General features: G+C 65.6%; 10 protein-coding genes. 4 read left to right on the top strand and 6 right to left on the bottom strand.

Going from position 1 to position 11314, the window contains the following annotated elements; genetic code table 11:
• Nucleotides 1-52 precede the first annotated feature (52 nt).
• Together JQX08_RS14530 and JQX08_RS14525 are read left to right on the top strand one after the other, a co-directional pair.
• Nucleotides 53-418: a hypothetical protein gene (locus JQX08_RS14530; protein WP_205349115.1), complete on the top strand. Its 366-nt coding sequence runs from the start codon at nt 53-55 to the stop codon at nt 416-418.
• 410 nt (nt 419-828) lie between these two features.
• Entirely contained in the window at nt 829-2778 is a 1950-nt protein-coding gene (locus JQX08_RS14525) for a hybrid sensor histidine kinase/response regulator (RefSeq protein WP_205349114.1), read from the top strand.
• A gap of 3 nt (nt 2779-2781) precedes the next feature.
• Here the strand turns inward: JQX08_RS14525 and JQX08_RS14520 are convergent, their stop codons facing one another.
• The 4 genes from JQX08_RS14520 to JQX08_RS14505 form a co-directional block, all read right to left on the bottom strand.
• The gene (locus JQX08_RS14520) at nt 2782-3552 is read right to left on the bottom strand and encodes an alpha/beta hydrolase family protein (RefSeq protein ID WP_205349113.1); all 771 of its coding nucleotides are present in this window, start codon (nt 3550-3552) and stop codon (nt 2782-2784) included.
• Nucleotides 3527-4633, bottom strand: coding sequence for a DUF3182 family protein (locus JQX08_RS14515; RefSeq protein WP_205349112.1), 1107 nt, complete (start codon nt 4631-4633; stop codon nt 3527-3529). Before JQX08_RS14515 ends, JQX08_RS14520 begins: the two co-directional genes overlap by 26 nt.
• A gap of 73 nt (nt 4634-4706) precedes the next feature.
• On the bottom strand, nt 4707-5141 hold the full coding sequence (locus JQX08_RS14510) for a hypothetical protein (protein ID WP_205349111.1): 435 nt from the start codon (nt 5139-5141) through the stop codon (nt 4707-4709).
• A 15-nt stretch (nt 5142-5156) separates the two neighbouring features.
• Nucleotides 5157-5537 (bottom strand): Rho termination factor N-terminal domain-containing protein, encoded by a 381-nt coding sequence (locus tag JQX08_RS14505; protein WP_205349376.1) that lies wholly within the window; start codon nt 5535-5537, stop codon nt 5157-5159.
• A gap of 187 nt (nt 5538-5724) precedes the next feature.
• Between JQX08_RS14505 and JQX08_RS14500 the strand changes: the two genes are divergently transcribed.
• Nucleotides 5725-8211, top strand: a complete 2487-nt coding sequence (locus JQX08_RS14500) for a glycogen/starch/alpha-glucan phosphorylase (RefSeq protein WP_205349110.1) — start codon at nt 5725-5727, stop codon at nt 8209-8211.
• Here the strand turns inward: JQX08_RS14500 and JQX08_RS14495 are convergent.
• A complete protein-coding gene (locus JQX08_RS14495) occupies nt 8193-8561 on the bottom strand; it encodes a hypothetical protein (RefSeq protein ID WP_205349109.1) in 369 nt (122 codons plus the stop codon). The genes JQX08_RS14500 and JQX08_RS14495 overlap by 19 nt on opposite strands.
• Nucleotides 8554-8838: a DUF1652 domain-containing protein gene (locus JQX08_RS14490; protein ID WP_205349108.1), complete on the bottom strand. Its 285-nt coding sequence runs from the start codon at nt 8836-8838 to the stop codon at nt 8554-8556. The genes JQX08_RS14495 and JQX08_RS14490 overlap by 8 nt, the downstream gene beginning before the upstream one ends.
• A gap of 300 nt (nt 8839-9138) precedes the next feature.
• Between JQX08_RS14490 and katE the strand changes: the two genes are divergently transcribed.
• Nucleotides 9139-11277 (top strand): catalase HPII, encoded by a 2139-nt coding sequence (katE, locus tag JQX08_RS14485; protein ID WP_205349107.1) that lies wholly within the window; start codon nt 9139-9141, stop codon nt 11275-11277.
• Nucleotides 11278-11314 lie beyond the last annotated feature (37 nt).

Genomic DNA, 11314 nt, shown 5'->3' with positions numbered 1-11314 from the left:
CGCTAACCGTCTCGCCTGGACTAGACGACCGAACGGAGAAGGGAGGCGAAACATGGGGCGATGGATCAAACCCGCCATCCTGCTGGTGGTGGCCCTCGGCGCGGCGCTGCATTTCTACATCGCGGCGTTCAAGTCATCGAGCGGGCTGAACACGTTCAGCGTCGCGTTGATGTTCTGGGCCTGGGTGCCCTATGCGGTCTGCCTGTGGCTGAAGGCCGCGCTGAAGAACCCGCTGATGCCGCTGCTGGCGGCATGCCTGATCCTGCTGGTCGATGGGTTCGCCTACTTTCAGGTCTTCGTCGCGCCGACCAGCTCCACGGCTGCGCTGGCGCTGCTGTTCGCCCCGTTGGTCAACCTGCTGCTGGTGATTCCGCTCGGCGTGCTGCTCGGCTGGCTGCTGAACCGCGTGCTCGCCTAGCCGGCTGCATTTTGCACGGCCCGTTTGCCGCTGCCGTGCAGAATGACCGCGCCACCGCTTGGCCAGTTTCCCAACCTGTTGTTTTCTTGTGTCTTTTTCGCCGACGCAGGGTGGCCCGAAAGCTGCTCCTGCCGTAGTGAACGATCGGTGAAGAGGATGGGATCATGACCGTCAGTTGCCTGCTGTGGGGATGCATATGTGCCGGTTGGGAAACGAGCTGCTGCTGTCCTGCGTGTGCAAGCGCTGCGGCAGCCAGCGCTACTTGCGCGATGAGGCCGGCAAATAGGCAGTATTCGCCGAAGTCCGCTGCACGATTGGCCAGGCCGGTGAGCTAGGATTCAGTCTGCAAGGTCAAACATGCAAAGGTCGGCACCGCGGGCCTTTGCCGGCGGGCGCAATGGAACGGTCAAATGGCAGCTGACGTGACAAGCAACGACGATGGTCTGTACCGCCAGCTGGTGGATGCGGTCACCGATTACGCCCTGTACATGCTTGACCCGACCGGCCGGATCATCAGCTGGAACCCCGGCGCGCAGCGCTTCAAGGGCTACACCCAGGCGGAAATCCTCGGCGAGCATTTCTCCCGCTTCTATACCGAAGAAGACCGCGCCGCCGGCATGCCGGCGCGCTCGCTGCGCATCGCTATGGAGGATGGCCGCTTCGAGAGCGAAGGCTGGCGGGTGCGCAAGGACGGGGAACGCTTCTGGGCGCATGTGGTGATCGACCCGGTGATCGACCCGTCCGGTCGCCACGTCGGCTTTGCCAAGATCACCCGTGACCTCACCGAGAAAAAGATCGCACAGGAAGCGCTGCAGCGCAGCGAGCAGCAGTTCCGCCTGCTGGTGCAAGGGGTGACCGACTACGCGATCTATATGCTCGACCCCAACGGCATCATCACCAACTGGAACGCCGGCGCGCAGCGCATCAAGGGCTATTTGCCGGAAGAAATCATCGGCGAGCATTTCTCGCGCTTCTACACCGAAGAGGATCGCGCCAAGGGCGAACCGCAGCGCGGCCTGGCGACCGCCCTGGCCGACGGCCGTTTCGAGAAGGAGGGTTGGCGCGTGCGCAAGGACGGCACGCGGTTCTGGGCCAACGTGGTGGTGGACCCGATTCGTGATCCTTACGGCAATCTCATCGGTTTCGCCAAGATCACCCGCGACATCACCGAGGCCAAGCAAGCCCAGGAAGCGCTCGAGCAAACGCGCGCGGCGTTGTTCCAGTCGCAGAAGATGGAAGCACTCGGCCAGTTGACCGGCGGTATTGCCCACGACTTCAACAACCTGCTGATGGCCATCCTCGGCAGCCTTGAACTGCTGCGCAAACGCCTGCCCGACGAGCCGAAGGTCAACCGCCTGCTGGACAACGCGCTGGTCGGCGCGCAGCGCGGCGCGACCTTGACCCAACGCCTGCTGGCGTTCTCGCGTCGGCAGCAGCTCGACACCGAGACCGTGCACGTGCCGGAGCTGGTCGAGGGCATGACCGACCTGCTGCTGCGCTCGCTGGGCCCCAACGTGCAGGTCGAAACCTCGTTTCCGCCGGCGCTGACCCCGGTCAAGGCCGACGTCAACCAGCTGGAGCTGGCGCTGATCAACCTGGCGACCAATGCCCGCGATGCCATGCCCCACGGCGGCCGCATCGTCATCGCCGCGTGCAATGCCACGATTGCCGCCGGCGACCCGCGCGGCATGGCCTCGGGCAGCTACGTCTGCCTCTCGGTGCAGGACAACGGCGAGGGTATGGACGAAGCCACGCTGGCCCGCGCGGTGGAGCCGTTCTACACCACCAAGGGGGTGGGCAAGGGCACCGGTCTCGGCCTGTCCATCGTGCATGGCCTTGCCGAGCAGTTGGGCGGCAAGCTGCGGGTGCTGAGCCGTCTCGGTGTCGGGACCACGGTGGAAATCTGGTTGCCAGTGGCGCCCTGTGGCGCAGATGAGCGCCCCGTGATTAGCGCCGCGCCGCGCGCCACCCACCCGCTGGGGTATGCCTTGAAAGTGCTGGTGGTCGATGACGACAGCCTGGTCTTGCACAGCACCCAGGCGATGCTCGAGGACCTCGGCTGTTCGGTGCAGCTTGCCGAAAGCGGGCGCGAGGCGTTGGCGTTGCTGCACGCCGGGTCGGTGGACGTGGTAATCACCGATCATGCCATGCCCGGCATGACCGGCAGCGAACTGGCGCGCGCTATCGGGGTCGAGTGGCCGACACTGCCGGTGGTGCTGGCGACCGGTTTCGTCGATCAGCTGGAGCCGGCCAATCCAGACGAGACCGGTCTGCCGGTGCTGCGCAAGCCCTATGGCCAGCAGGATCTGGCGCGCATGCTCGGCACGCTGCACCCGGCGCCGAGCAGCGAAGCATCCTGATTCTCAGGAATAGGTGGCGGAGTGGTGCGGGTAGTCGCCAATCCGCGCGCCGATGATCATTTCCGTGATCCACGCCGTGAGCATCGCGGTATAGGCCTTCTGATCGCTGTCGGTCGACAGCGCATGGTCGGCACCATCGATGATGCGGTGAGTCAGCGAGTGCGAGCGTATGAACGCATGCCGGTAACTCATGATCGTGGTGTGCGGCACATAGCTGTCGTGTTCCGATTCGACGATCAGCACGTCGCCGCTGAACGTGCTGCAGGCGGCGAGGGCGCGGTTGCCCTGCGGACTCTGCAGCTCGCGGCGGTATAGCGCCAGGCGGTCGCGATCCAGGGTCTGCTTGGGCAGGTCCCAGTCCTGGTCCCAGTACAGCGCCGGCACGCGCAGCGCCAGCCAGCGCACCGCGCGCATCTGGGTGAGGATGGTCGCCAGGTAGCCGCCGTAGCTGCTGCCGATCACCGCGATGGCGTCGGCGTCGGTGGCCGGATGGCGGGCCAGTTGGTCATAGGCGGCGATGATGTCTTCGAGGTTCTGCGCGCGGCTGACGTGGGTGCGTTGCGCGAGGGTCTTCTCATGGCCGCGCAGGTCGAAGGTCAGGCACACGCAGCCCATCCCGGCGATGCCTTTGGCGCGCGCCAGATCTCGATGCTGGCTGCCGCCCCAGCCGTGCACGAAAAGAATCCCCGGCATCTTCGCGCCGGGGGTGAGCAGGGTGCCGGCCAGCAGTTCTTCGTTGACCTGGATATCAATCACTTCGCTTCGAGCTGTCATAGGCCTCGATTCTCGCGGATTTGGTGATGAAACCAACCTCTTCGTCCTGCCCTCGGAACAGGATGGTCGCCCCCTCGGGTGGCTGGCTGTCGCCATAGGTTTCCGTGGTGCTGGCGCGTAGTGACTGCAGCGCCGGGTCGGCGGCGAAGGCTTGCAGGGCAAGCACCTCGGCGCCGCTGGCACCGCCGATGCGCCAGGATTGTTCGAGCACGCCGGAGCGGAAGTCGCCCTTGGCGTTGCTGCCTTGGGCGATGTCGTAGTTGAGGCGCGAGGCGATCAACGAGGGATAGCAGGCGCGCGCGGCGGCTTCGTAGACCCGCGCCTGATCCACCGCCAGGCGCGTGCGGTCGGGCAAGGACAGGCGCGCCAGGGTGTCGTAGCCGCCGCGCACCAGGGTCAGCTCCGAACCGCCGTAGACTTCCTCGCCCTGGTTGTCGCGGGTCAGCCGCTGGGTGCCGTGGTAGCTGAGCACCAGGCCGGCGACGCGCACCTGGCCGACGCTGTAGGTGACCACCCGTTCGAGGTTCTCCTCCAGCACCAGCCCCCACGTCGCCAGTTCCTCGGCGTCCAGGCCGTCGAGGTAACGCTGCAGCTCGTCCGCGCTGCGCATGACTTCCTGGCCGCGCCCGGCCTTGCCGCGCACCGGCTTGACCCGCAGGCTGCCGGCGGCCAGCAGGATCTGCCCGGCGACGCCGGCGTCCGTTGCATTGAACACGGTGAAGCCGACCAGGATCGCGCTGCTGGCCAGTCCGGCGAAGTCGTAGGCCCAGCCGTCTGGCGCATGGGCGCCGGCGGCGGGCAGGCCGTGGGTGATTGCCTTGGTGGCCATGAACGGATGCGCGACCGAGCCACCGAACAGATCGTCCGGCCCGTGAATGTCCAGGTCGTGCGCCTGAGTCCCGATCAGCGTGTCGGTGGGGATGACGTATAGGTTGGGGGCGGCGTGGTCCTGATAGTCCCCGAGGAATGGGGTGTCCAGCAGTTCGGCTAGCAGATTGGCCATCGCTGCATGACTCGCCTGTTCGTGAGTGGGCGGTGGCGGGGTGGCGGGTAGCAGCACAACTCCATTTTTGCTCGACATGAGCGGGCTCCTTGAGCCAGAGGTGATCGCGCGGCGCAGCGCATTCCGGCTCTGCGGTGGGTGTTTTGCCTACCTAACGTGCCTCCTCTCGCCACTGGCCGCCGCCCTGTTCGCAGTCCTTCTGCAGCTGGGTGCGGTCGGTGGCCGCGTAGTAATAGGTGACGATCCGCGCGTCATCGGGAATCGCGATGGCGCCGGCGGACGGGTCGTTGCGGGTCGCGCGCGGATTGGCCAGGGTTTCCTGGGTCAGCGCCGCGGTGCAGCTGGCGAAGTAGCCCGCGGCGCACTTGGGCAGCTTGTGCTGGGTGGTGTTGACCATCTGCTTGCTTTCGTTGCGACACGACCAGTCCAGCGCGTCGGCCGGCATGCCCTGGTACTCGAAGCAGCTTTCCAGCTCCACCGGCTGCACCGCCGCGCTGGAACTGCGGCTGGTCACCTGGCAGGCGTCAGCAAGGGCGGAACCGGTGATCAGGCAACCCAGCAAGACCCACAAAGCGCGAGCGTTCATAGCGACTCCTTGGGCTCAGGATGCTTTACGCAGGGCATCGATAAGCTCCTGCTTGCGCATGGTCGAGCGGCCCGGAATGTTCTTGGCCTGTGCCTGCTTGAGCAGATCGGCTTTGGTCTCGACGCCGAGCGAGGCGCGCGACGAGCGCGGAAGGCCTTCCTTGGTGGCGACGGCACGCCGCGCCGAACTGCGCCGCGAACTGGCTTTTGCCGCGGCAGATTTCTGCTGCCCCGAGCCGCCGGCGTGTTCACCACCACCGGACTGCTTGTTGACTGTGGCCCAGGCCCGCGCTTCCGCTTCTCCCTTCGATACGCCCTTGGCTTCGTAGGACGCTTCGATGTGCTCGGCCTTGCGCTTCTGTTTGTCGGTGTATTTGGCTTTGCTTCCGCGAGGCATGACCAGTACTCCCATTCAGACGGGCTCTTACCGTGTGAATCGGCGCCACTGCCAGGGTTCAGCCATTCGGACGAGCGGTCAGGCGTGGCGCGGCCGGAACTCTCGGCGCCAGGGAGGGACTCAGACTCATGGGGCGCGTTTTGCACAGCGCGCCATCCGCACGAGCCATCAACTCCAAGGACCCGCCATGTCCCGCGAAGCCAGCGCCGATCCAGACGCCGCCGTCCAGGCCTTCAAGGAAAACATCCTCCTCAAGCTCAAGTACGCGGTCGGCAAGTCGCCGGGCAACGCCTTCGGCCACGACTGGTTCGAAGCGGTAGCGCTGGCGGCTCGCGATCAGATTGCCGATCGTTGGGAGGAATCCAGCGAAACCGTCGATCGCAGCCAGGCCAAGCGGGTTTACTACCTGTCGCTGGAATTCCTCATGGGCCGCCTGCTGATCGACAACCTGTGCAACCTCGGCGTGCTCGACATCGCGCGCCAGGCGCTGCGCGAGCTGGGCGTGGACCTCGACGACATCCGTCAGGTCGAGCCGGATGCGGCGCTCGGCAACGGTGGTCTGGGCCGCCTCGCGGCGTGCTTCATGGAAAGCATGGCGACCCTCGATGTGGTCGCCCACGGCTACGGCATCCGCTACGAGCACGGGCTGTTCCGTCAGGTGATCGCCGACGGCTGGCAGCAGGAACACACCGAGACCTGGCTGGACTTCGGCAATCCATGGGAATTCGAGCGCCCGGAAGTCAGCTACCGGATCGGTTTCGGCGGCAGCGTGAGCACCCAGGAAAGCTCCGAAGGCCCGCCGCGCCAGGTGTGGACGCCCGGCGAGACATTCCGCTCGATCGCCTACGACACCCCGGTGATCGGCTGGCGCCGCGCCAGCGTCAACACGCTGCGGCTGTGGCGGTCGCGCGCCGAGGAAGACCTGCAGCTGGACCGCTTCAACGCCGGCGACCACTTCGGCGCGGTGGCCGACGTGGTCAAGGCGGAGAGCATTTCCCGCGTGCTGTACCCGGCCGACAGCACCGAAGCCGGCCAGGAACTGCGCCTACGGCAGGAGTATTTCTTCGTCTCCGCTTCGTTGCAGGACTTGCTCAAGCGCCACCTCGACGAGTACGGCGACCTGCTCAACCTGCCGGAGAAGGCCGCCATCCAGCTCAACGACACCCACCCGTCGATCGCCGTGGCCGAGCTGATGCGCCTGTTGGTCGACGTGCACCAGATCGAGTGGTTCATCGCCTGGCGACTGACCGTCGGCACGTTGTCCTATACCAACCACACGCTGCTGCCTGAGGCGCTGGAGTCGTGGCCGGTGTCGCTGATGGAGCGCCTGCTGCCGCGCCACATGCAGATCATCTACCTGATCAACGCCTTCCACATCGATTCGCTGCGCGCCCAGGACATCCACGACTTCGCCTTGCTGCGTTCGGTGTCGCTGATCGAAGAAGACCACGGCCGTCGTGTGCGCATGGGCAACCTGGCGTTCCTCGGGTCGAACAGCATCAACGGGGTCTCCGCGCTGCACACCGAGTTGATGCGCCACACGGTATTCCGCGACCTGCACCGCCTGTACCCGGAACGGATCAACAGCAAGACCAATGGCATTACCTTCCGCCGCTGGCTGTATCAGGTGAACCCGGCGCTGACCGGGCTGCTGACGCAAAGCCTCGGCGAGGACTGGCAGGTCGCCCCGGAAACCACCCTGCAGGGGCTGGAACCGCTCGCCGAGCAGGCAGGCTTTCGCAAGCAGTTCGCCGAGTGCCGGCAGCGCAACAAGGTCGCTCTGGTGCGCCTGGTGCAGGAGCGCCTGAGCATCAGCCTGGACAGCCAGGCGATCTTCGATGTGCAGGTCAAACGCATCCACGAGTACAAGCGCCAGTTGCTCAATCTGCTGCACACCGTGGCGCTCTATCAGGCGATGCGTAACGACCCGGCTACCAACTGGGCGCCGCGGGTGAAGATCTTCGCCGGCAAGGCGGCGGCCAGTTACCACCAGGCCAAGCTGATCATCAAACTGGCCAACGACATCAGCCGCACCATCAACAGCGACCCGACCGTGCGCGGCCTGCTCAAGGTGGTGTTCCTGCCCAACTACAACGTCAGCCTGGCGGAGACCATCATTCCAGCGGCCGACTTGTCCGAGCAGATTTCCACCGCGGGGCTGGAAGCCTCGGGGACCAGCAACATGAAGTTCGCCCTGAACGGCGCGCTGACCATCGGCACCCTGGACGGCGCCAACGTCGAGATGAGCCAGCTGATCGGCAGCGACAACATGTTCATCTTCGGCATGACCGCCGACGAAGTGGAAAGCCGCCGGCGCGCTGGCGAGCTGGAGATGACTAGCGTGGTTGAAGGCTCGGAGCGCCTGGCTGGCGCCATCGAAGCGATTCGCGCCGGGGTGTTCTCGCCGGACGACCCGCAGCGCTACGCCAACCTGATCGATGGCCTGCTCGGCTACGACCGCTATATGGTCTGCGCCGACTTCGATGCCTACTGGAAGGCCCAGCGCCGGGTCGACGCGCTCTGGCACAAACCGACCCAGTGGTGGCGCACCGCGGTGCTGAACACCGCGCGGATGGGCTGGTTCTCTTCGGATCGCACCATCAGCGAATACGCCTCCGACATCTGGCACGTGCCCTTCACCTTGCCGCGCCCGGCTCAGAAGCCGGCGGGGTGACGCGGCTTGAGGTAGCCGAGGGGCAGGGCGGCAGCGCGCTGGAAGAAACCGGCCAGCTCGGTCTCGATCACTGTCGGGCTCAGGCCGTGCACGCTGACGGTCTGGCTAAGTAGTTCGCCATCCTCATAGCTTTTCTCGATCAGCGCGTGCTCGGCGTCGGGGCCGAGTGCCACGCGCAGCGATTCGAGGTGGCTGCCACCCGGGGTGGTCAGGGTCAGGCAGGCTTCGCCGGGGCTGACGCTCAGCTCGACGGCGATGCCATGCCGCTGCGCGTAGTCGCAGGCCTCCTGCAGCAGCGGCACGACGCAGCTGGCCAACCGTTCGGCGGCGCTGTCCGGCTGGTCAGGCATGACGAATCCAACGCGCCGGCTTGAGGTCTTCGCCCGGCAGCGGCGGTTGGAATTCGAGCAGGTTCATCTCTTCGAGCAGCGCATCGCCTAACTCGTAGACCGCCTGCTCGTCACACAGCTCCTGGCGGTTGATGCCGGCCACCGTCAGCACCTTTTCCCCCAATTCCAACTGGACACCCAGCGCACCATCGACATCCAGCGTGCATTGGCAGCGATCGAACTGCCGAAGGATGAGCAGCGTTTCAATCTCATGCAGGGAAAGGGGTTGTTTGCTCATGATTCCAGGCACCCGAGGTCACGTACGAGGAAGAGTCATCAGTATTGCGGCTGCAGGACGGTCCGCCACCGCAATTCGTCGTCGCGCCGCACGCCAGTCGGGCGCGGCGAGAAAAAACAACGTACTGGCTTCGACAGATATTTTTCGTGTGGGTTGCGGCGATTTCCTGGCGCTCGTCCCCTCGGCTTGGTGCGGAAAATATTCCTCGAACCTCCCAACCTGCAGCGGTCTCTCAACCAGAGGTGGCGGCGCGCCGCGATTAGGCGAGCGCGCGCCACCCGTCGCCTGAGGAGAGCCCCGATGCCGCAGAAAAAGAAAGCCCCATCCAGCCAGCTGGCCGGAACCGACACCCTCGACCGTCGCAACAACAGCCGAAAACACGAACAACTGGACGCCTTCCGCGAAGACGCCAGCGGCGAAGCGCTGACCACCAATACCGGGGTGCGCATCGCAGACAACAAGAACAGCCTGAAAGCCGGCGAGCGGGGACCATCGCTGCTCGAAGACTTCATCATGCGCGAGAAGATCACCCACTTCGACCACGAGCGGATTCCCGAGCGCGTGGTGCATGCGCGTGGTGCGGCGGCGCATGGGGTGTTCAAGCTCTACGAGCCGCTGGCCGAGCTGACCAAGGCGGCTTTCCTCAACGACACCCAGGCGGATACCCCGGTGTTCGTGCGTTTCTCCACCGTGCAGGGGCCGCGCGGCTCGGCCGATACGGTGCGCGACGTGCGCGGCTTCGCCACCAAGTTCTACACCAGCGAGGGCAACTTCGACCTGGTCGGCAACAACATGCCGGTGTTCTTCATCCAGGACGCGATCAAGTTTCCCGACTTCGTCCACGCGGTGAAGCCTGAGGCGCATAACGAGATGCCCACCGGCGGCTCTGCTCACGATACGTTCTGGGACTTCGTCTCGCTGCAGCCGGAATCCGCGCACATGGTGCTGTGGACCATGTCCGACCGCGCCATCCCCACCAGCTTTCGCGCCATGCAGGGCTTTGGCGTACACACCTTCCGGCTGATCAATGCGGCGGGCAAGAGCGTGTTCGTCAAGTTCCACTGGCGGCCGCTGTCTGGGGTCTGCTCGCTGATCTGGGACGAGGCGCAGAAGCTCGCCGGCAAGGACCCCGACTTCCACCGCCGCGCGCTGTGGGAGGACATCGAGAGCGGTGACTACCCGGAGTGGGAGCTCGGTTTGCAGGTGATTCCCCAGGCCGACGAAGACAAGTTCGACTTCGACCTGCTCGATCCCACCAAACTGGTGCCTGAGGAGCTGGTTCCAGTGCGCAAGGTCGGCAAGCTGACCCTCAACCGCAACCCGGACAACTTCTTCGCCGAGACCGAGCAGGTGGCCTTCCACGTCGGCCATATCGTCCCTGGTATCGATTTCAGCAACGACCCGCTGATGCAGGGCCGGCTGTTCTCCTACACCGACACCCAGCTGTCGCGCCTCGGCGGGCCGAACTTCAATGAGCTGCCGATCAACCGGCCGGTTTGTCCGTTCCACAACAACCAGCGCGACGCCATCCACCGGCAGACGGTCAACAAGGGCCGCGCGGCCTACGAACCGAACTCGATCGACGCAGGCTGGCCGAAGGAAACGCCGCCGGCGGCGCAGGGTGGGGGCTTCGAGAGCTATCCCGAGCCGATGACCGGCATCAAGCTGCGCAAGCGCAGCGACTCGTTCAGCGACCATTTCTCGCAGGCCACGCTGTTCTTCAACAGCATGAGCCCGCACGAACAGGAGCACATCATCAGCGCCTACAGCTTCGAGCTGAGCAAGGTCGAGCGCGTGGAGATTCGCGCCCGGCAGGTCAACGAAGTGCTGGCCAACATCGACATGACGTTGGCCAAGCGGGTTGCCGCAAACCTCGGCCTGCCGGCGCCCAAGGGACCGACTGTCGAATTGGCCGCGCGCAAGCTCAGGGCCTCGCCGGCGCTGAGCCAGGCCAACCTGCTGCCGGGCAACATCAAGTCGCGCAAGGTCGCGGTGCTGATTGCCGACGGTGCGGCGGCCGCCGACATCGCGGCGCTGCTGGCCGCGCTGAAGAAGGAGGGCGCCAGCGCCAAGCTGATCGGGCCGACGGCCGCGCCGGTGACTGGCAGCGACGGCAAACCACTGGTGCCGCACGGTAGCTACGAGGGGCTGCCGTCGATCGCCTTCGACGCGGTGTTCGTGCCGGGTGGCGCTGCGGCCGCCAAGGCCCTGGCCGGCAACGGCGCGGCGCTGCACTACCTGCTCGAGGCCTACAAGCACCTCAAGGCAATTGCGCTGTGTGGTGAGGCCGGCGAGTTGGCCAAGCAGCTGCGCCTGGAGGCGGACGCCGGTTTGCTGGCTGGCAAGGATGGCAAGGCGCTGCTGGCGGGATTCCGCAAGGCGATCGGTGAGCACCGGGTATGGGCGCGGGAGCCCAAGGCCAAGCAGGTGCCGGCCTAACTCACCGCCTCAAACGGCCGGCTCGGCAGGGATGCCG

The sequence above is a fragment of the Zestomonas insulae genome (assembly GCF_016901015.1).
GTDB classification, from domain to species: domain Bacteria; phylum Pseudomonadota; class Gammaproteobacteria; order Pseudomonadales; family Pseudomonadaceae; genus Aquipseudomonas; species Aquipseudomonas insulae.
This window is presented reverse-complemented; position numbering and strand designations above follow the sequence as displayed.